A 21,125-nucleotide genomic window follows, 5' to 3' on the forward strand; every position below is an offset into this window, starting at 1 on the left:
GCGGGAACGACGGGCGCTTTCCTTGATCTTTGCCAAGTCCGGCGACGCCGGCTGGAACACACTGGCAGGGCATGCCTCCCACGAGGACCGGCTGGCAATCGTCGCCGGCACCTCGGAACGGAGCACGCCATGATCGCACGCAAGCCCTTCATCTCCACCCTGCTGGTCACCGCCGCCGCGGTGATCGCCGCCTGCGCACCTGCCGCCTTCGCGGCGACGCCTGCAAGCGGCGCCCATGCACACGAACAAGCCGCCGGCAGCCCCGCGCTGCGCCTCGACCACGGGCGCAAGTGGGCCACCGACGCCCCGCTGCGCCAGGGCATGGCGCGCATCCGTGGGCTGGTGGCGCCGCAACTCGCCGCCGCGCACGGGGGGCGCCTGGAGCCGGCCGACTACGCCGCCCTTGCGACGAAGATCGATGCGGAGGTCGCGGCCATCGTCAAGGATTGCAGACTGCCCCCGGAAGCCGACGGCGTGTTGCACGTCGTGCTCGGCGAACTCCTGGCGGGCACGGGCACCCTGGCCGGACGCACCGCCGGCGCCACCCCCGTGGACGGCCTCGTGCAGGTGGTCGCCGCCGTCAACACCTATGGGCGCTACTTCGAGCACCCCGGCTGGAAGCCCCTCGCCGAAGCGCACTGAACGCGCGGCCCCGGGCGGCGTCCCGGCGGCGGCGCTGCTCAAGGCGGTGCCGCTGTTCCATGCCCTGGACTCCGGCACGCTGGCACGGCTCGCCGCCGCGAGCGTGCGCCTGCCGCTGCCCCGTGGTGCCTACGCGTTCCGCCGTGGCGACCCGCCCACGGGCATGTACGTCGTCGTGTACGGCCAGGTGCGGCTGCTCGGATGCGATCGCACCGGCGGCGAGCGCCTGGCGGGCGTCGTCCACGCCGGGAGCAGCTTCGGCGAGGCGGTGATGTTCCTGGGCCGCCCCGCCCTGGTGGACGCGCAGGCGGCCACGGACACCCTGCTGCTGCGCCTGCCCCTGGAAGCGGTGGATGGCGAGATCGAGCGCAACCCGCTCTTCGCCCGCCGGCTCCTTGCGGGCCTGAGCGCGCGCCTCGAAGCGTTCGTGCAGGAGCGGGCGCGTCACGATCTCGGCAGCGGCCGCGAGCGGCTGCTCGATTACCTGCGGCGCCTCGCGGGCGGCACGCCGGCCGAACCGTTCGCCTTGCCCGCCACGAAGCGCGCGATCGCCGCCCACCTGAGCGTGACGCCGGAGCACTTCTCGCGGCTGCTGCGGGACCTGGCTGACGAAGGCCGGCTGCGCGTCGAAGGACGGCGCATCACCTTGCTGCCTGCCGCTACGGCCGCTCCCACTCCCCCAGGTGCGGGATGAGGTCGTCGATCGCGATCACCTCGCGCTGCGCATCGTCCCGCTCGAACACCACCGCCGACCAGCCCCGCATGCCCACGGGCCGCAGGTGGTGCCCGTTGACCCGCAGCTGCTGCCCGGACACGGCGCGCATCACCACGCGCTCGTAGCGCGAGCGACCGAGCTGCGCGGGCGGGAACTGCGCGTCCCACGCGCAGAGCCGGCCCACGTCCTCGTATTCGTCGGGCCGGTCGTCCAGGTCGAGGAGCGAAGGGCTGCGCCCCTGGATCACGGCCACCAGGAGCCGGAAGGTGAAGGGATCGCACATGCGGCGGATCGAGCGCCAGAAGTGCCGCAAGGTGTGCCCCGCGATCGCCCGCAGGCTGAGGACCCGGTGCTCCTGGGTCGGCCACAGGTGGGTGTCGACGTCGCAGATGAACGGGTTCTCCGGGTAGCAGTCGAAGCGTGCCAGCCAGCCCTTGCGCGAGGTATGGGGCATGGGACGGAAGCCGCTGATGACGGGGATGCCGTGCCGGGAGAGCGCATCCAGCTCGTAGCTCGGCCAGTTCATCACCTCGCGCACCACGCCGACGATCAGGGCCGCCGTCGCGATCATGAGCGAGGGGCTGGGCGTGAAGTCCGACGTGATCTCGATGCGGTCCTTGCGAGGACGCACGCCGACGCCCGTGGAGCGCCGGTTGGTGGCGAGCAGCATCACGGGCGCGGGCAGGATGTACGTGAGCAGGCGCGCGAGCTGCTCGATGCTGCGGCCGTTGGCCGGCTCGCCGGCCGGCAGCTCGAACGACACGTTGTAGTGGGCGCTGAAGCCGACGAGCCGCGTCTCGTGGTGGTTGCGCGCGTCCCAGGCATCGAGCTCCCGGCGGATGATCTGCAGCGCCTCCCACAGCGAACGCCCCGCCCGCGCGGCGCAGCCGCGCTCGATCTCGATCACCGGGGTGGCCACCTCGATCACGCCCGTGTCGAAATAGACCGCGCCCCCGGTCGGCAGGTGGTACGAAGTGCCTTCGCGGTGCATCAGCTCGCCGCGGATGAAGTCGCGCGGGCTGCCGAACAGGGCCTCCGGCCGCGTGGGCTCGCCGTCCAGGACGAGCGAGCACTCGGCCTCCATGCCCATCGCGGCGAGCCGCAAGCGCTCGGGCGCGGACGGGTGCTCCTGCTTCTTGCGATCCACCATCAGCTTTCTTCCGTCGGTTGGCTGGCGTCCTGCACGTCCACGGGATCGAACAGCGTGTAGCCGATGTCGATGTGCAGGTGGTCGTCCGCTTCGCCGTCTTCCTGGCCCCAGGGGCGGATCCACGCCCCGGGAATGACGCGCCGCGCGATGGCCGCGTACTTCTCGATCTCCTCGCGGTTGTCGAGGTACGTGTCACCGATGCGGTAGATGTTGGCGGCCGTGCCCCAGCAGTGGCGCGAGGCGTGGCGGCTCAAGGCGTGCGCGGGCGAGCGGTAGCCGCCGTTCGCGGCGACGTGCACGTACGTGCCGACCTCGAGGCGAAAGAGTTCGAGGGCACCCGCGAGCAGCAGGATGGCGCAGGGCACGTAGCGCGGGAACGAACGCGCGAGCAGCGTCTCGCGCACGTCCACGCCTATGAGTTCCCAGGCCTTGAAATGCACCGTCAGGTCCGTTTCCAGCGCCTGGTGCCAGGAGTCGACCCGCAGGAAGGAGGACGGCAGCACGCGTTCGATGCCGGAGCGGTCCCGCAGCGTCTCGCCGGGGCGCAGCACCTGCCGCCATTCGCGGGGCAGGTCCCCGGGGAGCACGAGCGGCAGCGGCAAGGTGGTCATCCCTTGTGTCCCGTCATGTATTCGTACACGGCGCGCGAGATGCGCGCGATGGTCTCCTGCCGCCGGCCGTTCACGTCCGCCGCCCACTCGGTCAGGATGACGACGACGTAGGCATCGCGGCCATCAAGGTACACGATGCCCGCGTCGTGCGCCACGGTGGAGATCTCGCCCGTCTTGTTGGCCACGCGCGCGTCCTCCGGCAGGCCGGCCGGAATGCCGCTGCGGAACTGCTGCTGGTGCAGGATGTCGAGCATCGCCTGCGACGCCTCGGGCGAGATGGCCCTGCCCTCCTCGATCAGGCGCATCGCGTCGCAGAGGCCCGCCGCCGTCACGCGGTTGTTGATGCCCGCCTCCCACGCGGCCTCGTCCTCCACGCCACGCTGCAGGTCGATGCCGCCCAGGTGCAGCCGCGCGAGCGATTCGCGTGCCGCCTCGACGCCGACCAGGTCCAGCAGCAGGTTCGTGGCGAGGTTGCTGCTGGTCACGATCATGTGCTCGGCGAGCTCGTGCACGGTGAGCATGCGTCCGAGCGCGGCATGCACGGCCGCGTTCGCGTCCCGCTCCGGCCCCACGCGGAACGGCTTGCCGTCGACCATGCTGAGGAAGCGGTTGCGGACGTGCACGCGCGAGAAGGGCGCGAACCGGTGCTGCTCGATGGCCTCGTACACGGCCAGCAGCACCGGCACCTTGATCGTGCTCGCCGCGTGGAACCAGCGGTGCGCGTTGACCGACCACGTGGTGTGGTGCTCGAAGTCGTACGCCGCGACCGCGACGGCGGACGCGGCGGCATCCTCGGCGATGCCGAGGACGGTGTCGCGCAGCGTCGCGGTCATGCTGCGAGGCGGAGCGCTGTGGCCTGCGCGTTCTTCAATCCACCGTGTGCCATGGCTGTTCGTTGCAGTTGAGGTTGGGAGCAGCTCTCCGTCTGCTCCACGATGTTGGGCCAAGCCGGAGCGCCGACGCGTCGGACAGGGCCGAAAGTGGACGATGGGGCATCGACGGCGCGGCCGCCCCCGCAGGACTTTCGTTCTCCTATCCTGCGGTCATGTACCTCCTTCATGCTCAGCACTGAGCCATGCGCACCGCCCTCGACTTCAGCTCCTGGAGCACCCTCTTCTCCGGCCTGCTCGGGCTGGTGCTGGTCACGCTGCTCATGGTGGGCGTGCGGCTGCTCGTCATGCAGACCGTGCAGCGCCGGCGCGAGCGCGAGAACCGGCAGATCAACGAGCGGCTGCGCACGCTCATCGCGGCGTACAAGACGCTGGGCGGCTCCTTCACGGGCCGGCTGGAGGTGGACCCCACGCACCTGCGCGACCTGCGCAAGCAGGGGTTGCCGGAGCCTGCATCGGATCGCACCCGCCGCATCCGCGATGCGGTCGAGGCCGCGCTCTCGGACGTCATCCTGCTCGGTACCGCGGAGCAGGTGCGGCTCGCCGTGGCGGCGATCAACGACATGCTGGCCGGGCGTCCGGTGCACACCGCCGCGCTGGTGGTCTCGCTGCGCGACCACATCCGCGAGGTGCTGGACCTCGCCCCGGTCGGCGTCGACGTGCCGGCGCAAGGCCCGGCACGCATCGCCGGCGGCGGACGCGGAGGCAAGGCCGACGCGCGCGGCGGCCGCGAAGGCGGCGGTCGTGGCGGTGGCGGTGGCGGTGGCGGCGGCGGCGGCACCGCCGGCGCCATGGGCCTCGGCGGCATCGCAGGCGTCGTCGCCGACGACGGTTCCGCGGACGACGGCAAGCGCTGAGCTCGCGCCAGGCGGCCCCGCAGCTGCCGCACTTGCAGTACCGTTCCGGCCATGGCACTGGAACTCCCCCGCATCCGCGCCCTCTGCTTCGACGTCGACGGCACCATCGCCGATACGGACGACCACCTGGTCGCGCAGCTCGCGGCCCTGCTCGACGCCGTGCCCGGCGTGAGCGGGCGGCGCGCCGAGCGCCTCGGGCGCCAGGTGGTCATGGGCCTGGAGACGCCGGTGCACGGCGCCTACGCCCTGCTCGACCGACTCGGGCTCGACGTTCCCCTCACCCGCCTGCGCATGCGCCTCAAGGCCGTGAAGCGCCGCCAGGCCGACCCCGCCGGCACGCGCAACCCGGAAGCGATCGACGAGGTGCCGCACGACATGGTGGCGGGCGTGCAGGAGATGCTGCACACGCTCGCACGGCACTATCCCATGGTCACCATCTCCACCGGCATGGCGGAACGCGTGGAGCGCTTCCTGCACAAGTTCGGCGTGCGCGAGCTGTTCGCGGACGTGATCGGCGCGCAGACCACGCACCGCATGAAGCCGCATCCCGAGCCGCTCCTGTACGCGGCGAAGAAGATGGGCGTGCACCCGGCCGAGTGCCTCATGATCGGCGACACCACGATCGACATCCGCACCGGCGTCGCTGCCGGCGCGCAGACCGTGGGGGTGCTGTGCGGCTTCGGCACGCAGCGCGAGCTGAAGGAAGCCGGCGCCAACCTGATCCTGCGCACCACCTCGGACCTGCTGGCGGTGCTGCAGCCGGCGGAGGACCCGCTGGGCAAGACGGCCAGCCCGAAGCCGAAGGAAGCGGCGTCGTAGCCGTCAGGCGCGGGCCATGCGCGTCCGCGTATGCAGCACGAACTGCGCGGTGAGCCCAAGGCAGGCCCAGGCCAGCATCTGCAGCGCCAGGTTCACCTGCCCGTCGTGCGGCACCAGGCCCACGACGAAAGCCCCGAAGGCGCCACTGAGCTGCTGGATCAGCCCCGCGATGGCTGCGGCGGCCCCCGCGAGCGCGGGGACCAGCCCCACCGTGCCCGTGAGCGTCGGCGGCGCGAGCAGGCCGTGCCCGATGCCCAGGAGCAGCAGCGGCAGGGCCAGCGCCAGCGGCGTGCTGGCGCCCCCGAGCCCCAGCGCGAGCACGCCCAGCAGCCCCCCGAGCGTCCATGCCTGGCCGAGGGCCATGATGCGGCGGTCGCTCGTGCGCCGCACCAGCCGGCTGGTCCACAGGTTGCCGACGATGTACGCGAGCGGGATGCACATGATGTACCAGCCGATGCGCTCGGGCGTCACGCCGTAGTTGCGCAGCACGATGGGCGCGCCGCCGAGGAAGGTGTAGAAGGTCGCGGTGGTCGACGCGAGCAGCACCACGTACAGCAGGAAGGCGGGCTCGCGCAGCAGGCGGCCGTAGCCGGCCAGCAGCTCGCGCACGCCCCCGGCGCGCGGCCGCGGCGGCGCCGCGGGCAGCCCGCGCCACGCGGTGAACAGCAGCACCGCCGCGAGCACGGCCATCAGCGCGAAGTTGGCCCGCCAGCCGAAGCGCACGTGCAGCTGGCCGCCCACGAGCGTCGCGAGCGGCGGGCACACGCCCATCGTCATGCCGACGAAGGCCATGACCCGCGTGCGCTCGTTGCCGGTGAAGAGGTCCTGCACCATCGCGCGGGCGATCACCATGCCCGCCGCGCAGCCGGCGCCTTGCACCACGCGCGCGAGCGTCAGCAGCCCGAGGTTGGGCGCGAGCGCCGCGAACACGCTGCCCGCGCAGGAGAGCACGAGCCCCGCCAGCAGCAGCGGCTTGCGCCCGATGCGGTCGGACCAGGGACCCCACACCAGTTGCAGGCCCCCGTAGGCCGCGATGAAGGCGCTCAGCGTGAGCTGCACGGCCGCCTGGCTCGCGCCGAACTGCGCCGGCCAGTCCTGCATCGAAGGCAGGCAGATGGTCATGGCGAGCAGCCCGAAGGCGAGTTGCGAGATGAGGTTGGCGGTGAGCCAGTGTGCGTGGCGCGGGGCCGTGTCGGGATCGGAGCTCATGGAAGGCGCGGGCGCAAGCTTAACCGCTCGCGCCCGGCTGCCGCGAAAGGCTTACTTGCGCTCCAGCAGCTTCACCAGCGCCCACAGCACGCGGTTCGCCGGCGTGGCGATGCCCAGCGCCTCGCCGCGGCGCACGACGTAGCCGTTGAGGAAATCGATCTCGGTCGGCTTGCCGCGCGCGAGGTCCTGCGCCGTGGAGGACGACTGCGTCGGCATGGTCTCCACCAGCTTGCGTGCCGCTTCGTGCGGATCGACGGCCAGCGTCACGCCATCGGCCTTCGCGACCGCCAGGCACTCGTCGATCACGTCGCGGATGACCTCCGGGATGCCCGTGCCCGCCACCGTGAAGCCGTACGGCTTCTGCGCGATCGCGGAGACGGCATTGAACGCGCAGTTCAGCACCAGCTTCAGCCACAGCGCGCTGCGCACGTCGGGCGAGACTTCGGTGGGAACGCCGGAGGCCACCAGCGCCTGCACCACCGTCTCGATGCCGCGCGCCGGTTCCACGACCAGCTCGCCGCGGCCATGGTGCTTCAGGTGGCCCGGGCCCGCCATCTCCGTCGCCACGTAGACGACGGCGGCGGCCACTTCGTGGTCCGGCAGCACGGTGCGCAGGCGGTCGGCGTTGTCCACGCCGTTCTGCAGGCACAGCACGAGCGCGCCGGGCCGCAGCACCTCGCGCAGCTGGCGTCCGGCGGCTTCGGTGTCGAGCGACTTCACGCAGAAGAGGACGAGGTCCGCGTCGCGCGCCGCGGCCGCATCGGTGCCGGCCTGCAGCGCCACGCGCTCGTCGAACTGGCGCGTCTCCATGCGCAGGCCGCCGTCGCGGATCGCCTCGACGTGCTGGGGCCGCGCGACCAGCGTCACGTGGTGGCCGGCGCGCGCCAGCATGCCGCCGAAATAGCAGCCGACGGCGCCGGCGCCCATGACGGCGACCTTCAGGGGGGTGGTGGTGGTGTTCACGGGCCCCATGCTACCGGCCCGGCCTCACCCGAATGGGGGAAGGGGAGTTCCTTAAGTGCATGGCTCACTGTTCCCGCGTTGCGGGGCCCTTATGCTCCGGCGTGAGGGAGAGAACCATGCAAGCCGTCGCCGCTTCCGCCATGCGCATCGCCGACCTGCCGGGACCCGCCGGGCTGCCCCTGGTCGGCAACGCGCACCAGATCCGCCTGCCCCACTTCCACCAGCAGCTCGAGGCCTGGCGCGAGCAGTACGGCGACGCGTACCGCATCCGCGTGTGGACGCGCCGCTTCGTCGTCATCGCCGACCCGCAGCTCGCTGCGGAAGCCTTGCGCGACCGCCCCGGCACCTTCGGCCGCACGGCGCGCGTGTCGCTCGCGGCCACCGAGATGGGCTTCGGCGGCCTCTTCGCTTCCAACGGCGAGAGGTGGCGGCGCCAGCGGCCCATGGTGATGGCCGCCTTCGACCCCGGCCACGTGCGGCGCTACTTCCCCGCGCTGGTGCACGTGGGGCACCGGCTCGCGGCGCGCTGGCGGCGCGCGGGCGATGCGCCCATCCCGCTGCAGGCGGACCTGATGCGCTACACGGTGGACGTGATCTCCGGGCTGGCCTTCGGCACGGACATCAACACGCTGGACGGCGAGGGCGAGGTCATCCAGCAGCACATGGACAAGATCTTCCCCGCGCTGTTCCGCCGCACGCTCGCGCCCTTCCCGTACTGGCGCTGGGCGAAGCTGCCGTCCGACCGCCGCCTCGACCGGCACCTCGCCGCCTTCTCCGCCGCCATCCAGGAGTTCATCGCCGCGGCGCGCGCCCGCATGGACGCGGATCCGGGCCTGCGGGAGGCGCCGCGCAACCTGATCGAGGCCATGCTCTCCGCGCGCGACCGGCACGGCCTGCAGGACGACGACGTGGCCGCCAACGTGGGCACGATGCTGCTCGCCGGCGAGGACACCACGGCGAACACGCTCGCCTGGATGCTGTACCTGCTCTCGCGCCACCGCTGGGCGCTGGAACGCGCCACGGCCGAAGTCCGCCGCGTGCTGGGCGACGACCGCGTGCCCGCGCGCATCGAGCAGCTGGAGCAGCTGGAATTCATCGACGCCTGCGCGCACGAGACGATGCGGCTCAAGCCGGTCGCCCCCCTGCTGCCGCAGCAGGCCGCGCGCGACACGACGCTGGGCGGCATCGCCATTCCCGCGGGCACCATGTGCATCTTCCTCATGCGCGCGCCGGCCAACGACGCGAAGCACTTCCCGCATCCGGCGGCCTTCGACCCCGACCGCTGGCTGCGCGAGGACGCCGCGACCACGCGCCGCGTCTCCATGCCCTTCGGCGCCGGGCCGCGGATGTGTCCCGGGCGCTACCTCGCGCTGCTGGAAATCAAGATGGCCATGGCCACGCTGCTCGGCGGCTTCGATCTCCTGTCGGTCGCCGCCGCCGACGGCGGCGAGGTCAGCGAACGCCTGTCCTTCACCCTCACTCCCACGCCGCTCGCGATGCGCCTGCGCGCGCGCTGAGCCCGGCCGTCGCGCCATGTCGGTGCGGCGCCGACATGGCAGAGGTATCGGATGACCTTGCCGCGCGGTGGGCTCATGCAGGCTGCGCGTCGGGCGCGCCAGCACGAGGCGCCCTCCCGCAACCATCCACAAGGAGCCTCCCATGACTGCGAAGAATCCGAACAACGCCGATCCCATCACCGGTGAACCCGGCGCGCACCCGGCGGGCACCGCCGCCGGCGCAGCCGCCGGTGCTGCCGCGGGTGCCGCCGTGGGGTCCGTGGCCGGCCCCGTGGGCACGGTCGTCGGGGGCGCAGCCGGCGCGATCGCCGGCGGCCTCGCGGGCAAGGGCGCCGCCGAGCGCGTCAACCCCACCGCCGAAGACAGCTACTGGCGCGCCAACTACGACAAGCGTCCCACGTACAAGGCCGGCTACACGTATGACGACTACGCGCCCGCCTACCGGACCGGCTACACGGGCTGGGAACGCGCGAGCGCCTCGGGCGAGTCCTGGGACAGTTACGAGCCCAAGCTGCGCACGGAGTACGAGCGCAGCCGCGGCTCGTCGCGCCTGAACTGGGAAGAGGCCAAGGCCTCCGCGCGCGATGCCTGGCACCGCGTCGAGCGCGCCATCCCTGGCGACGCGGACAAGGACGGCCGCTGACCCCGGCTTGCCGCGAGGACGGCGGCCCACGCCGTCCTTGCGGATAATCGGCCGGCGATGAACTACTGGCTGATGAAGTCCGAGCCCGACGAGGTCTCGGTCGACGACGCGTTCGCGGCACCGCGGCACACGGTGCCGTGGACCGGGGTCCGGAACTACCAGGCGCGCAACTTCATGCGCGACCAGATGCGCGTGGGCGACGGCGTGCTGTTCTACCACTCGAGCTGCGCCGAACCGGGCATCGTCGGCATCGCGGAAGTGGCGTCCACGCCCTACCCGGACCCGACGCAGTTCGACCGCAAGTCGCCCTGGTACGACGCGGCTTCGAAGCCGGACGCGCCGCGCTGGCTGCTGGTGGACGTGAAGGTGCTGGAGAAGACGCGCAACCTCACGCTGCCGGAACTGCGCGAGGACCCCGCCCTCGCGGACCTGGTGGTGCTGCGCAAGGGCAACCGGCTGTCCATCACGCCGGTGGAAGCCAGGCACTGGCGGCACCTCCTGAAGAAGCTCGGCGCAAGTTCCGCATGACCGCCTGGGAGATCGCAGGCTTCCTGGCCTGCGTGGCGGTCGCCACCTGCGCGCAGAGCATCACGGGTTTCGCGCTGGCCCTCATCCTGCTCGGGCTCACCGGCCTCTTCGACCTCGCGCCCCTGCCGGACGTGGCGAACGTCGCCACCGTGCTGTCGCTCGCCAGTGCCGTGATCGCGCTGCGCGGCACGCGCAAGTCGCTGGACCGGGCGATCTGGCGCACGACCGTCACCGGGAGCATCTTCGGCTACGCGATCGGCGTCGCGCTCATGGCGTGGCTGAACGCGAACGTCGTGATGGTGCTGCGGCTGCTGCTCGGCGTGGTCGTGATCGCCTGCGCGGTCATCGTGCTGGTGCGTACCGAGCCGCTGGCGCAGCGCTCGTCGCCTGCGTCGTTCCGCGGCTTCGGGGTGCTCTCCGGCGTGCTCGGCGGCCTGTTCTCCGCATCGGGCCCGCCGCTCGTGTACCAGTTCTACCGCCAGCCGATGGACCTGGAGGCCGTGCGCGACACGCTGGTCGCGACGCTGGCGGCCGGGTCGCTGGTCCGCCTGCTGATGGTGGTCCCGGCCGGGCAGTTCAGCACGCGCTCGCTGCTGCTGTGCCTGCTCTCGCTGCCGCTCGCGATGGGGATCACCTGGTGGATGCGGCGGCACCCGCCGGCCTGGCCGCGGGCGGCGGTGCTGAAGGTCGTGTGTGCGTTGCTGGTGGTGACGGGGGTGGGGTTGATCGGGCCGGCCGTTGCGGCGATCTGGCGCTGAGCGGTGGGGTTCGCTGCGCTCACCTGCCGGCGGCGCGCCGCCGCCACCCTACGACGGGGGCACCGGCCGCATTCGTAGGGTGGCGCGGCGACAGCCGCGGAAGGTGAGCGACAGCGAACCCCACCGATGGCAGCGTCCCTAGAATGAACCGATGCCCCCGCCCGCCAATCCCCTCCTCGCCCCCTGGACCGCTCCCTACGGCCTGCCGCCCTTCGGCGAGATCGCCCCCGAACACTTCGAGCCGGCCTTCACCCAGGCCCTGCAGGAGCACCGCGACGAGATCGACGCCATCGCGCACGATGCGCGCGCACCGGATTTCGAGAACACCCTCGCAGCCTTCGACCGCTGCGGCCGGCGCCTGGGCCGCCTCTCGATGGCCTTCTACAACCTGTGCGCGTCCCACACCTCGCCCGGGCTGCAGGAAGTGCAGCGGCGCATGGCGCCCGTGCTGGCGGCGCATCGCAGCGCGATCTTCATGCACGGCGCGCTGTTCGCGCGCATCGACGCCCTGTACGAGCGGCGCGGCCGCCTGGGGCTGGACCCGGAGCAGCTGCGCCTGCTCGAGCGGACGCACCTGGACTTCGTCCGGGCCGGCGCGCGGCTGGGCCCGGACGCGCAGCAACGCTACGCGGAAGTCATGCGCGAGCTGGCGGCCTGCCACACCGCATTCGGGCAGAACGTGCTGCACGACGAATCCACCTGGGCGCTCGTGCTGCGCGACCCGCGCGACCTGGCGGGCCTGCCGGAGTTCGTGCTGTCCGGGGCGCGCGAAGCGGCGCACGAGCGCGGGCTCGGCGACGACCACGCGATCACCCTCTCGCGCTCCTCCATCCTGCCCTTCCTCACTTTCTCCGAGCGCCGCGAGCTGCGCGAGCAGGCCTGGCGCGCGTGGGTGGAACGCGGCACGCATGCGGGCGAGCACGACAACCGCCCGCTGATCGCCAGGATCCTGCAGCTGCGGCAGGAGCAGGCGCGGCTGCACGGCCATGCCACCTACGCGGACTACGCGCTCGTGGACCGCATGGCCGGCACGCCGGCCGCCGTCGACCGCCTGGTGCTCGACGTGTGGGACCGCGCCAAGGCGGCGCTGGAGCACGAACGCGCCAGCCTGGACGCAACGCGACGCGCGGCGGGCGACGCCGGCACGCTCGAAGCCTGGGACTGGCGCTACTGGGCGGAGAAAGTGCGCCAGCGCGACTTCGCCGTCGACGATGCCCAGGTCAAGCCCTACTTCGCGCTGGACGCGATGGTGCAGGCCGCCTTCGACTGCGCGGGCCGCCTCTTCGGGCTGCGCTTCACCGAGCGCCACGACCTGCCGCTGTACCACCCCGACGTGCGCGCGTACGAAGTGCACGACGCGGACGGCCGCGCGGTCGGCCTCTTCCTCCACGACAACTTCGCCCGCCCGAGCAAGCGCAGCGGAGCCTGGATGAGCAGCCTGGCCGTGCAGGCGCGCAACGGCGGCGCCGTGCTGCCCGTCATCCTGAACAACAACAACTTCGCCAAGGGCAGCCCCACGCTCCTGAGTTTCGACGACGTGCGCACGCTGTTCCACGAGTTCGGCCACGGCCTGCACGGGCTGCTGTCCAACGTCACCTATGGCGACCTCGCCGGCACGCAGGTGCTGCGCGACTTCGTGGAGCTGCCCTCGCAGCTGTTCGAGCACTGGATGGCGGAGCCCGAGGTGCTGCGCCGGCATGCGCGCCACGTGGAAACCGGCGCGGCGATTCCCGATGCGCTCATCGAGCGCCTGCGCGCGGCGCAGCAGTTCGGCGAAGCGTACGAGACGGTGCGCTACTGCGGCAGCGCCATCGCCGACATGGCGGTGCATCGCCATCCGGATCCGGCCTCGGTGCAGGACTGGACGGCGTTCGAGGAACGGGTACTGCGCGAACACGGCCTGCCGCCCGCCGTCGGCATCAACCACCGCCTCGCGCACTTCCAGCACCTGTTCGCGAGCGACGGCTATGCGGCCGGCTACTACGTGTACCTGTGGGCGGAAGTGCTGGACGCGGATGCGTGGGATGCGTTCGTGGAAGCGGGCAATCCGTTCGACGCGGAAGTGGCCGCGCGGCTGCGACGGTGCATCTATTCGACGGGGAACAGCGTGGAGCCGGGTGAAGCGTTCCGCGCGTTCCGGGGGAGGGATCCGGTGATCGCGCCGCTGCTGCGGCAGAAAGGGCTGGTGGGTGCGTAGGCCCTGCGGTGGGGTTCGCTGTCGCTCACCGTCCGCGGCTGTCGCCGCGCCACCCTACGAGCGGCGCGCTCTCCATGTAGGGTGGTGGCGCGACAGCGCCAGACGGTGAGCGGCAGCGAACCCCACCGCAAGGAAAAAGCCGCCCGAGGGCGGCTTTTTCTTTGGAGGCAACAGCTTACTGGTCGCCCGTGGAGATCTCCTCCGGCTCCGGCTTCGCCTTGCCTTCCTTCTTCGGCAGCGGCTGGATGTCCAGCTTGACGTCCGGCGTCTCGGTGCCCTTGTCGTCCGTCTTCAGCTCGATGTCCACCGTGAGGCGGCCACCTTCGGTGAGGCGTCCGAACAGCAGCTCGTCGGCCAGCGCACGACGGATCGTGTCCTGGATCAGGCGCTGCATCGGGCGGGCACCCATCAGCGGGTCGAAGCCCTTCTTCGCCAGGTACTTGCGCAGGCCATCGGTGAAGGTGACTTCCACCTTCTTCTCCGACAGCTGCTGCTCGAGCTGGAGCAGGAACTTGTCGACCACGCGCAGGATGATCTGCTCGTCCAGCGGCTTGAAGCTGACGATCGCGTCGAGGCGGTTGCGGAACTCCGGCGTGAACAGGCGCTTGATGTCGGCCATCTCGTCGCCCGCCTGGCGCTCGGTCGTGAAACCGATCACCGCCTTGTTCATCGTCTCGGCGCCCGCGTTCGTGGTCATGATGATGATCACGTTGCGGAAGTCGGCCTTGCGACCGTTGTTGTCGGTCAGCGTGCCATGGTCCATCACCTGCAGCAGCACGTTGAAGATGTCCGGATGCGCCTTCTCGATCTCGTCGAGCAGCAGCACCGCGTGCGGCTTCTTCGTGATGGCTTCGGTGAGCAGGCCGCCCTGGTCGAAGCCGACGTAGCCCGGAGGCGCGCCGATCAGGCGCGACACCGCGTGCCGCTCCATGTACTCGGACATGTCGAAGCGGATCAGGTCGATGCCCATGATGTAGGCCAGCTGCTTCGCCGCTTCCGTCTTGCCGACGCCCGTGGGGCCGGAGAACAGGAACGCGCCGATCGGCTTGTCGCCGCGGCCGAGGCCGGAACGCGCCATCTTCACGGACGCCGCGAGCACGTCGAGCGCCTTGTCCTGGCCGAACACCACCGACTTCAGGTCGCGTTCCAGCGTCTGCAGCTTGCTGCGGTCGTCGCTGGACACGGACGCCGGAGGAATCCGGGCGATCTTCGCCACGATCTCCTCGACTTCCGCCTTGGAGATGGTCTTCTTGCGCTTGTTCACCGGCAGGATGCGCTGGGCGGCGCCGGCCTCGTCGATCACGTCGATGGCCTTGTCCGGCAGGTGGCGGTCGTTGATGTACTTCGCCGAGAGCTCCGCGGCGGCCTGGAGGGCGCCGGCGGCGTACTTGACGCTGTGGTGCTCCTCGAAGCGGCTCTTGAGGCCCTTGAGGATCTCGATCGTCTGCTCCACGGACGGCTCGACCACGTCGACCTTCTGGAAGCGACGGGACAGGGCCGCGTCCTTCTCGAAGATGCCGCGGTACTCGGTGAACGTGGTCGCGCCGATGCACTTGAGCTGGCCGCTCGAGAGCGCCGGCTTCAGCAGGTTGGACGCGTCCAGCGTGCCGCCCGAGGCCGCGCCGGCGCCGATCAGCGTGTGGATCTCGTCGATGAAGAGGATCGCGTTGGGCTTGTCCTTCAGCGAACGCAGCACGCCCTTGAGCCGCTGCTCGAAGTCGCCGCGGTACTTGGTGCCCGCCAGCAGCGCGCCCATGTCGAGGGAGTACACGGTGGATTCCGCCAGGATCTCCGGCACTTCCTTCTGCACGATGCGCCACGCCAGGCCTTCGGCGATCGCGGTCTTGCCCACGCCCGCCTCGCCCACCAGCAGCGGGTTGTTCTTGCGGCGGCGGCACAGGATCTGGATCACGCGCTCGACCTCGTACTCGCGGCCGATCAGCGGATCGATCTTGCCGTCCTTGGCGGACTGGTTGAGGTTGAGCGTGAACTGCTCGAGAGGCGATGCCTTCTCGTTCTTCTCGCCGCCCTCCTCGCCTTCGCCGCCGGTGTTCTCGCCGCTCTTGGCGGGCTCCGGCGGGTCGCTCTTCTTGATGCCGTGCGCGATGTAGTTCACCACGTCGAGGCGGGTGACCCCCTGCTGGTGCAGGTAGTACACGGCGTGCGAGTCCTTCTCGCCGAAGATGGCGACCAGCACGTTGGCGCCGGTGACTTCCTTCTTGCCGTTGCCGGTGGACTGCACGTGCATGATCGCGCGCTGGATGACGCGCTGGAAGCCCAGCGTCGGCTGGGTGTCCACGTCGTCGGTCCCGGCGACCTGGGGCGTGTTGTCCTTGATGAAGTTCGCCAGCGACTTGCGCAGGTCGTCGATGTTCGCGCTGCATGCGCGCAGCACTTCGGCCGCGCTGGGATTGTCCAGCAGGGCCAGCAAGAGGTGCTCCACCGTGATGAACTCGTGGCGCTGCTGACGCGCTTCCACGAAGGCCATGTGGAGGCTGACTTCCAATTCCTGGGCAATCATGACTTTTCCTTCTGCCTGTCGTTCAACTCTACTTCCTCTGAGGCCGGTTCATTCGACCGGTTCACTCAAACATTGCAGGGGGTGGCCCGCCTGGCGGGCGGCCTCCTGGACTTGCTGGACCTTGGTGGCCGCGACGTCCCGGGAATAGACGCCGCAGATGCCTTTTCCGTCCAGATGGATCTTCAGCATGATCTGGGTTGCCGTCTCGCGATCCTTGTTGAAAAACTCCTGAATCACCACCACCACGAATTCCATGGGCGTGTAGTCGTCGTTCAGCATGACGACCTGGTACATCTGCGGGGGTTTGGTCTTCTGGGTTTTCCGCTCTGCCACCACAGAGCCGCCGTCGTCGTCCGACGGCCGGATGACGGGACCGGCCGGAGGAGGAAGAGGTGTCTGACTGGCCATGAATTTCATTCTATCGACGGCACACAGTGCCCGCCGACCCTGGGTGAATTGGTGGCGGTCCCGTCACATTCAAGCGACAAGCCCCTGTCGATAGCCATCGCCTTCATTGCTCCGTGCGCGGCCGAGCAGAAAGCCTTGTGCGACGCGCACTTGGACACCACTAAGTGAAAATATTGACAGTTGAGCGGTTCTCAAGGACACTCGCGCGCTCTGAGGGAACAAAAAACGGGGGCGCGCATCATGGCGACCGGCACAGTCAAGTGGTTCAACGATGCCAAGGGTTTCGGGTTCATCGAGCCCGATGGCGGTGGCTCGGATGTCTTCGCCCATTTCTCGGCGATCACGATGGAAGGCTTCAAGACGCTGAAGCAGGGCTCGCGCGTGAGCTTCGACATCCAGCAGGGGCCCAAGGGCCAGCTCGCCCAGAACATCCAGGCGCAGCCGGGGGCCATCCAGACGCAGCCGGCCGGGCCCGCCGACCGTCCCCCGCGCCAGCCGAAGGTCCGCGCCCCGCAGTTCCATGCGACGGGCGGGCACGGCGGCAACGACCACGCGAACAAATAGGGGCGCCCCGCCCCGAAAAAAAGCCGCCCCCGGGCGGCTTTTCTCGCTTCAGGCGGCGATCCACACTCCGTCCCCGCGCCGGCAGGCCGTGCCGTTGCTGCGCTGCGTGCCGTACGGCCCGCGCACTTCCACCGTGTACGGGCGGCAGTAGGTGCCCTGGCGCATGACGGCCCTGGCGGGCACGACGACGTAGGTCGACGGGCCTTCCACCCACTGCACGCGGTGGTTCACGGGCGCCACTTCCAGCACCTGGCCCACGCAGGCCTGGTTGCCGGCATCCATCCGGCGACCCACGTCACCCCCCACGAGCACGCCGGCGATGGCGCCACCGATCGTGGCGGCCGTGCGGCCATTGCCCTTGCCGATCTGGCTGCCCAGCGCGCCGCCCACGACGCCCCCGAGCACCTGGCCGACGGTCTCGCTGTTGCAGTAGCTCGCGCCGGTCACCACGCGCTGCGGCTGGTACTGCGGCACGTACGTGACCTCGTTGTGCTGCCGGTGCATCCAGGGCGGGTACACGTACACGACCTGCGGTTGCGGTTGCGGCTGCACGATCACGACGCGCTCCGGTGCCTTGCACTTGCGCTTCTCCTCGTACTCGCCGTGCTTCCACTTGCGTTCGACCTTGCAGTTGCCGTCCCAGTACTCCTCCTTGTGCTTGCCGTGGCCATGGCCATGGCCGTGGCCATGGTGGTGGTCGTCGCGGTCGGCGCGCGCGGCCGGCGCGGCAAGCACGGCGGCGGCGGCCAGCAGGATGAAGCTACTACGCATGCGGTCCCAACTTTCTCGAGTGATGCCGGGACAAAGGTAGCGGCGAAACGGCCGTGCCAGCCGTCCGTCACGAACAGTTGCGATGCCACTGCCAACGAATTCACGGGAATTCGTTGCACGCGTGCCAAAGGAGCTCAGGCCCTCGGTGGCAGCAGGTAGAGCGCGGTCGCGAAGGTGAGATAGACGGCAAGCAGCAGCACCCCCAGGAACCAGGCGCTGCGCCCGCCGCTGCACACGAGGGTGACGGTGAGGGTCGCGAGGAACATCATCGCCACCGCGCTGGGCCAGAACTGCAGCGTCATGGGTTCCGGCCCCAGGAAGTAGCTGGCCAGCACGAGCACGGGCGCCACGAACAGCGCGATCTGCGCGGAGCTTCCCAGCGCGATGCCGACGCTCAGGTCCAGGCGGTTCTTGCGCGCCGCGGAGAACGCGGAGGCGATCTCCGCCGCCGCGCCCACCAGCGCCACGACGACGAAGCCGACGAACGCGTCGCTCATGCCCAGGGCGTCGGCCGCCACCTCCACGGAACCGACGAAGATCTCGCTCACCAGCGCCACCAGCACGGTGACGCCCGCGAGCACGGCGACCGCAACGGCGGGAGGCCAGGTCGCCTCGTGCTCCCCTTCGTCGGCCTCCTGCGCGCGCGCGGAGCCGAAGAACTCCTTGTGCGTCTTCAGCGAGAAGTACAGGCCCAGCGCGTACGTCGCCGCCAGCAGCAGCGCGAGCACGAGGCTCAGCTCCTGGATGAACACCTGGGCCCGTTCGCCCTCGTCCGGCACCAGCGAGGGCACCAGCAGTGCGACGGTGGCGATGAACAGCATCGCCGCCTGCAGGCGGGCGGTGGCTGCATTGAACTCCTGCGTGTGGTGGCGCAGGCCCCCGAGCACCAGCGAGGCTCCCAGCATGAAGAGGCTGTTGGTGACGATCGCTCCCGCGATGGAGCCCTTCACCAGCATGTACTGGCCCGCACCCAGCGCGGTGAGCGCGATCACCAGCTCCGTGAGGTTGCCCAGCGTGGCATTGAGCAGGCCGCCGACCGCGTCGCCCGTGCTCGCGGCCACCGACTCCGTCGCGTGGCTCAGGAGCGCCGCGAGCGGCACGATGGCCAGCACGGACAGCACGAAGAGCACCTGGCCGCTCGCGTGCACGACGTGTTCGGCGACGAGGACCACAGGCACGAACACGAGCAGCCACAGCAGCCGGTTGTGCCGGACTTCCTGCCACACGAGCCGGAGGCCGCCGGGGCGCACGACGGCGTTCATCATCCACCCAGTGCGATGATGGCCGCGGTGAGCGCGACGCCGACGATCGTCATCGCCAGGCCGGAGCGCCAGCCGCCGCCGCCCGCGTGACGGCCGAGGGCGAGCCCGCAGGCGAACAGGATCACGAGCGTCAGCACGCGCGACACGAGGAGCGCCGGCCTGGTCTCCATCAGGAGGAAGGGCAGCGCCACCGGCATCGTTCCCAGCACCACGAGGGCGAACACGCCCGCGGCCGCCAGGTAGTCGGCTCCATGGAGCCTGGCGCGCGCCGGCAGGTCGGGCAAGGCCGACAGCCGCGCGCGCACCGCCTCCAGCTCCACGTCGCTCACCAGCGTGCGCATCACGCTGCCCATTTCCTGCCGCAGCTGCAGCACCCCCGACACCGCGTCGGGCTCCGCGCGCACGGCGTGCGCGACGGCGACGCGGCGGGCGCGGTCCGTCAGGGTGCGCACGAGGTACATCACGGCGTCCGCCAGTCCCCACGCCAGGTTGCAGCCGAGCGCCGTGTAGAACATCGTGCGTCCCGCCTCCGTGCCCGCCTCGGTGCCCGCCGTGGCGGCCGACACCGCGCCCACGAAGGTGAGCGCCATGAAGAGGCCGAAACACAGTTCGCACACGCGCTCCACGGGGCTGAGCACCGGTTCGCGCGCCTCGTCCGGCTGCTGGTTGGCTGCCATGCGGATCCTCCTGCCGGGGATTCTGCGTGCGCCGGGCCGTGCGCCCCATTGGCCTTTGGACGCATCCGGCGGCCTCAGAAGCTCACGCGCGTGGAGAACTGGAACCGGCTGTCGCCGGCGGCACTGCCGTCCTTGTTCTCGCGCCGGGCCCAGAGGTATTCGCCGCCGAGGAGGACGTTCGACGTGAGGGCGTACAGGAGGTTGGCGGAGGCATAGCTGCCCGCGTGGAAGGCGTTGCCCGCCTGGCCGCCGGTGTTGTCCTGCCGGTGCTGGCTGTAGCCGATGGAGCTGGTGAGCCTGTCACTCCACGCGTGGCCGAGGTACAGGAAGTACCCCAGCGAATTCACCGCCTGCGCCCGGAAGCCCGCATCCGGCGCCAGGTCGGTGCCTCCGTCGTTCATGTAGCTGGCGATGCCCTTGCCACCGGCCAGCCCCCAGCTGAGCGTGTCGCGCGACGAGGCCTTCAGCGCGCCGGTGAGGTTCAGGCCGTAGCCGGTCCGCTCGCGTGCAGGCTCGCCGCTCGTGGTCGTCGTGGTCTGGAAACCGATGCGGCGCACGAGGGCCGCCGCCTTGACGTGTCCCCAGTCGCGATCCAGCCGCACGGAGCCCACGAGGTCGGGCCAGCGGTTGTGCGCGGCCACCCCGGCGCCCAGCGAGGGATCGACCTGCGAGAGCTTGCCGGTGTCGATGATGGCGTTCGGCGCTTCGAGCGACACCGACCAGGTGGCGCCCTCCCCCGCGGCCGCCGTGTAGCGCAGCTGCGGGTTGCGCACGAACACCATGCCGGGCGGCCCCCAGTAGTCGATGATCCCGGGAAAGGCGTCGATGTCCATGAAGGCGGAATCCGTCTGCCCCACGCCCCAGCGCCCCAGCTCCGCCCAGGCACGCAGCCAGTGGATGCTGGTGCTGCCGTCGGTGCCGAACAGGTCGAAGGCCAGGTCCGTCTTCACCTCGCCGGCGGTCGTGGGGATCGCGGCGCGCACGCCCAGGCTGGACTGGCGCACGCTCATCGTGAAGGCGCCGTCCTTGCCGCACCCCGGGTCGCCGGGGCATTGCACCGGAATCTGCGAAGGCCGCAGCGCCGCCTGCCACGCAGGGTTCATGCGCTTCGCGTCGTGGATGGCATCGAGCATGGCCTGGCCGTAGACCTCGACCCGCGGCTTGGCGTCGGCCGGCGGCGGAGCCACCGCGGTCGCGGGCGGCGTGGCGGGTGCGGCCGCCTGCGGGGGCTGGGGCGATGCCGCTGGCATCCGTTGCTGCGCCTCCAGGGCCTGCACGCGCGCCTGCAGGTCCTGGATGGTCCGCATGGCGGCCTCCAGCATGTCCTTCAGTTCGCCGGCGGTCTGGGCTTGCGCCCCGGCGGCGAACGCCAGGGCGCTGGCAGCGAGGACGGTCTTGCGCATCGGGCCTCCGTCGGCCCGCG

20 protein-coding genes and 1 pseudogene are annotated in these 21,125 nt (G+C 70.7%); 10 read left to right on the forward strand and 11 right to left on the reverse strand.

Features of this window, described 5'->3' with window-relative positions:
* Nucleotides 1-129 precede the first annotated feature (129 nt).
* A complete protein-coding gene (locus H8N03_RS20675) occupies nucleotides 130-642 on the forward strand; it encodes a hypothetical protein (RefSeq protein WP_222623082.1) in 513 nt (170 codons plus the stop codon).
* A 46-nt stretch (nucleotides 643-688) separates the two neighbouring features.
* Entirely contained in the window at nucleotides 689-1,336 is a 648-nt protein-coding gene (locus H8N03_RS20680) for a Crp/Fnr family transcriptional regulator (protein ID WP_187078122.1), read from the forward strand.
* On the opposite strand, the gene H8N03_RS20685 is transcribed toward H8N03_RS20680, so the two are convergent.
* From H8N03_RS20685 to H8N03_RS20695, 3 genes are read right to left on the reverse strand one after another with little or no spacing between them, the layout of a single operon-like run.
* Nucleotides 1,302-2,507: a hypothetical protein gene (locus H8N03_RS20685; protein ID WP_187078123.1), complete on the reverse strand. Its 1,206-nt coding sequence runs from the start codon at nucleotides 2,505-2,507 to the stop codon at nucleotides 1,302-1,304. The genes H8N03_RS20680 and H8N03_RS20685 overlap by 35 nt on opposite strands.
* Complete coding sequence (locus H8N03_RS20690) at nucleotides 2,507-3,118, reverse strand: hypothetical protein (protein WP_187078124.1); 612 nt, start codon at nucleotides 3,116-3,118, stop codon at nucleotides 2,507-2,509. Before H8N03_RS20690 ends, H8N03_RS20685 begins: the two co-directional genes overlap by 1 nt.
* The gene (locus H8N03_RS20695; protein ID WP_187078125.1) at nucleotides 3,115-3,951 is read right to left on the reverse strand and encodes a serine hydrolase; all 837 of its coding nucleotides are present in this window, start codon (nucleotides 3,949-3,951) and stop codon (nucleotides 3,115-3,117) included. The genes H8N03_RS20690 and H8N03_RS20695 overlap by 4 nt, the downstream gene beginning before the upstream one ends.
* Nucleotides 3,952-4,193: 242 nt before the next feature.
* On the opposite strand from H8N03_RS20695, the gene H8N03_RS20700 reads away from it, so the two are divergent.
* Entirely contained in the window at nucleotides 4,194-4,865 is a 672-nt protein-coding gene (locus H8N03_RS20700) for a hypothetical protein (RefSeq protein ID WP_187078126.1), read from the forward strand.
* Between the two features lie 51 nt (nucleotides 4,866-4,916).
* On the forward strand, nucleotides 4,917-5,684 hold the full coding sequence (locus H8N03_RS20705) for an HAD family hydrolase (protein WP_187078127.1): 768 nt from the start codon (nucleotides 4,917-4,919) through the stop codon (nucleotides 5,682-5,684).
* Between the two features lie 3 nt (nucleotides 5,685-5,687).
* Here H8N03_RS20705 and H8N03_RS20710 read toward each other — a convergent pair whose 3' ends face one another.
* Nucleotides 5,688-6,893 carry a multidrug effflux MFS transporter gene (locus H8N03_RS20710; protein ID WP_187078128.1) on the reverse strand — a complete coding sequence of 402 codons (1,206 nt, stop codon included), beginning with the start codon at nucleotides 6,891-6,893 and terminating at the stop codon, nucleotides 5,688-5,690.
* 51 nt (nucleotides 6,894-6,944) lie between these two features.
* On the reverse strand, nucleotides 6,945-7,835 hold the full coding sequence (locus tag H8N03_RS20715) for a ketopantoate reductase family protein (RefSeq protein WP_187078231.1): 891 nt from the start codon (nucleotides 7,833-7,835) through the stop codon (nucleotides 6,945-6,947).
* Between the two features lie 137 nt (nucleotides 7,836-7,972).
* Between H8N03_RS20715 and H8N03_RS20720 the strand changes: the two genes are divergently transcribed.
* The 5 genes from H8N03_RS20720 (at nucleotide 7,973) to H8N03_RS20740 (ending at nucleotide 13,499) form a co-directional block, all read left to right on the forward strand.
* Complete coding sequence (locus H8N03_RS20720; RefSeq protein ID WP_187078129.1) at nucleotides 7,973-9,373, forward strand: cytochrome P450; 1,401 nt, start codon at nucleotides 7,973-7,975, stop codon at nucleotides 9,371-9,373.
* 142 nt (nucleotides 9,374-9,515) lie between these two features.
* Complete coding sequence (locus H8N03_RS20725; RefSeq protein ID WP_187078130.1) at nucleotides 9,516-10,016, forward strand: hypothetical protein; 501 nt, start codon at nucleotides 9,516-9,518, stop codon at nucleotides 10,014-10,016.
* A 57-nt stretch (nucleotides 10,017-10,073) separates the two neighbouring features.
* Entirely contained in the window at nucleotides 10,074-10,544 is a 471-nt protein-coding gene (locus H8N03_RS20730; protein WP_187078131.1) for an EVE domain-containing protein, read from the forward strand.
* Entirely contained in the window at nucleotides 10,541-11,302 is a 762-nt protein-coding gene (locus H8N03_RS20735; RefSeq protein WP_187078132.1) for a TSUP family transporter, read from the forward strand. The genes H8N03_RS20730 and H8N03_RS20735 overlap by 4 nt, the downstream gene beginning before the upstream one ends.
* A gap of 151 nt (nucleotides 11,303-11,453) precedes the next feature.
* Nucleotides 11,454-13,499 carry a M3 family metallopeptidase gene (locus tag H8N03_RS20740; protein WP_187078133.1) on the forward strand — a complete coding sequence of 682 codons (2,046 nt, stop codon included), beginning with the start codon at nucleotides 11,454-11,456 and terminating at the stop codon, nucleotides 13,497-13,499.
* A 175-nt stretch (nucleotides 13,500-13,674) separates the two neighbouring features.
* Here H8N03_RS20740 and clpA read toward each other — a convergent pair whose 3' ends face one another.
* Together clpA and clpS are read right to left on the reverse strand one after the other, a co-directional pair.
* A complete protein-coding gene (clpA, locus tag H8N03_RS20745) occupies nucleotides 13,675-16,020 on the reverse strand; it encodes an ATP-dependent Clp protease ATP-binding subunit ClpA (RefSeq protein WP_187078134.1) in 2,346 nt (781 codons plus the stop codon).
* A gap of 48 nt (nucleotides 16,021-16,068) precedes the next feature.
* Nucleotides 16,069-16,437: an ATP-dependent Clp protease adapter ClpS gene (clpS, locus tag H8N03_RS20750; protein WP_187078135.1), complete on the reverse strand. Its 369-nt coding sequence runs from the start codon at nucleotides 16,435-16,437 to the stop codon at nucleotides 16,069-16,071.
* Nucleotides 16,438-16,668: 231 nt separating this feature from the next.
* On the opposite strand from clpS, the pseudogene H8N03_RS26445 reads away from it, so the two are divergent.
* Nucleotides 16,669-16,866, forward strand: a pseudogene (locus tag H8N03_RS26445) (cold-shock protein); the annotation flags it as partial.
* 174 nt (nucleotides 16,867-17,040) lie between these two features.
* Here the strand turns inward: H8N03_RS26445 and H8N03_RS26450 are convergent.
* The 4 genes from H8N03_RS26450 to H8N03_RS20775 all read right to left on the reverse strand — a co-directional run bounded on the left by H8N03_RS26450 (nucleotide 17,041) and on the right by H8N03_RS20775 (nucleotide 21,105).
* On the reverse strand, nucleotides 17,041-17,763 hold the full coding sequence (locus H8N03_RS26450) for an RT0821/Lpp0805 family surface protein (protein WP_187078137.1): 723 nt from the start codon (nucleotides 17,761-17,763) through the stop codon (nucleotides 17,041-17,043).
* A 134-nt stretch (nucleotides 17,764-17,897) separates the two neighbouring features.
* On the reverse strand, nucleotides 17,898-19,028 hold the full coding sequence (cax, locus tag H8N03_RS20765) for a calcium/proton exchanger (RefSeq protein ID WP_222623083.1): 1,131 nt from the start codon (nucleotides 19,026-19,028) through the stop codon (nucleotides 17,898-17,900).
* On the reverse strand, nucleotides 19,025-19,702 hold the full coding sequence (locus tag H8N03_RS20770; protein ID WP_187078138.1) for a VIT1/CCC1 transporter family protein: 678 nt from the start codon (nucleotides 19,700-19,702) through the stop codon (nucleotides 19,025-19,027). Before H8N03_RS20770 ends, cax begins: the two co-directional genes overlap by 4 nt.
* A 74-nt stretch (nucleotides 19,703-19,776) precedes the next feature.
* A complete protein-coding gene (locus H8N03_RS20775; RefSeq protein WP_187078139.1) occupies nucleotides 19,777-21,105 on the reverse strand; it encodes a DcaP family trimeric outer membrane transporter in 1,329 nt (442 codons plus the stop codon).
* Nucleotides 21,106-21,125 lie beyond the last annotated feature (20 nt).

Origin of the sequence: Ramlibacter cellulosilyticus (assembly GCF_014297465.1) — a bacterium.
GTDB lineage: Bacteria > Pseudomonadota > Gammaproteobacteria > Burkholderiales > Burkholderiaceae_C > Ramlibacter > Ramlibacter cellulosilyticus.

Bases quoted from the DNA above. Each gene is read 5' to 3' on its own strand.
- H8N03_RS20725 (WP_187078130.1), top strand. From the start codon at position 9,516: ATGACTGCGAAGAATCCGAACAACGCCGATCCCATCACCGGTGAACCC.
- H8N03_RS26450 (WP_187078137.1), bottom strand. From the start codon at position 17,763: ATGCGTAGTAGCTTCATCCTGCTGGCCGCCGCCGCCGTGCTTGCCGCG.
- H8N03_RS20770 (WP_187078138.1), bottom strand. From the start codon at position 19,702: ATGGCAGCCAACCAGCAGCCGGACGAGGCGCGCGAACCGGTGCTCAGC.
- H8N03_RS20735 (WP_187078132.1), top strand. From the start codon at position 10,541: ATGACCGCCTGGGAGATCGCAGGCTTCCTGGCCTGCGTGGCGGTCGCC.
- H8N03_RS20690 (WP_187078124.1), bottom strand. From the start codon at position 3,118: ATGACCACCTTGCCGCTGCCGCTCGTGCTCCCCGGGGACCTGCCCCGC.
- H8N03_RS20730 (WP_187078131.1), top strand. From the start codon at position 10,074: ATGAACTACTGGCTGATGAAGTCCGAGCCCGACGAGGTCTCGGTCGAC.
- cax (WP_222623083.1), bottom strand. From the start codon at position 19,028: ATGATGAACGCCGTCGTGCGCCCCGGCGGCCTCCGGCTCGTGTGGCAG.
- clpS (WP_187078135.1), bottom strand. From the start codon at position 16,437: ATGAAATTCATGGCCAGTCAGACACCTCTTCCTCCTCCGGCCGGTCCC.
- H8N03_RS20685 (WP_187078123.1), bottom strand. From the start codon at position 2,507: ATGGTGGATCGCAAGAAGCAGGAGCACCCGTCCGCGCCCGAGCGCTTG.
- clpA (WP_187078134.1), bottom strand. From the start codon at position 16,020: ATGATTGCCCAGGAATTGGAAGTCAGCCTCCACATGGCCTTCGTGGAA.
- H8N03_RS20705 (WP_187078127.1), top strand. From the start codon at position 4,917: ATGGCACTGGAACTCCCCCGCATCCGCGCCCTCTGCTTCGACGTCGAC.
- H8N03_RS20695 (WP_187078125.1), bottom strand. From the start codon at position 3,951: ATGACCGCGACGCTGCGCGACACCGTCCTCGGCATCGCCGAGGATGCC.
- H8N03_RS20675 (WP_222623082.1), top strand. From the start codon at position 130: ATGATCGCACGCAAGCCCTTCATCTCCACCCTGCTGGTCACCGCCGCC.
- H8N03_RS20775 (WP_187078139.1), bottom strand. From the start codon at position 21,105: ATGCGCAAGACCGTCCTCGCTGCCAGCGCCCTGGCGTTCGCCGCCGGG.
- H8N03_RS20740 (WP_187078133.1), top strand. From the start codon at position 11,454: ATGCCCCCGCCCGCCAATCCCCTCCTCGCCCCCTGGACCGCTCCCTAC.
- H8N03_RS20700 (WP_187078126.1), top strand. From the start codon at position 4,194: ATGCGCACCGCCCTCGACTTCAGCTCCTGGAGCACCCTCTTCTCCGGC.
- H8N03_RS20710 (WP_187078128.1), bottom strand. From the start codon at position 6,893: ATGAGCTCCGATCCCGACACGGCCCCGCGCCACGCACACTGGCTCACC.
- H8N03_RS20720 (WP_187078129.1), top strand. From the start codon at position 7,973: ATGCAAGCCGTCGCCGCTTCCGCCATGCGCATCGCCGACCTGCCGGGA.